This window comes from Pseudomonas yangonensis (assembly GCF_009932725.1).
Classification (GTDB): domain Bacteria; phylum Pseudomonadota; class Gammaproteobacteria; order Pseudomonadales; family Pseudomonadaceae; genus Aquipseudomonas; species Aquipseudomonas yangonensis.
In genome coordinates, this window is sequence record NZ_BLJU01000282.1 from 1 (window position 1) to 239 (window position 239).

The 239-nt window shown below is 54.8% G+C and carries 2 tRNA genes; both read right to left on the reverse strand.

Features of this window, described 5'->3' with window-relative positions:
- Positions 1–19: 19 nt before the first annotated feature.
- Positions 20–95: transfer RNA gene (locus GYB81_RS24345), tRNA-Ala, on the reverse strand.
- 20 nt (positions 96–115) lie between these two features.
- Positions 116–192: transfer RNA gene (locus tag GYB81_RS24350), tRNA-Ile, on the reverse strand.
- Positions 193–239: the final 47 nt, after the last annotated feature.

Here is a 239-nt window from a genome sequence, read left to right on the forward strand (position 1 = left end):
CTCTACGATCAAGCTGTAATGGTGGAGCCAAGCGGGATCGAACCGCTGACCTCCTGCGTGCAAAGCAGGCGCTCTCCCAGCTGAGCTATGGCCCCGTAAGCATCTGCACCTGAATTGGTAGGTCTGGGCAGATTTGAACTGCCGACCTCACCCTTATCAGGGGTGCGCTCTAACCAACTGAGCTACAGACCTATAACAGGGTCGCCGCGTTACAGCATCGTCTTTTACAGTGAATCAAG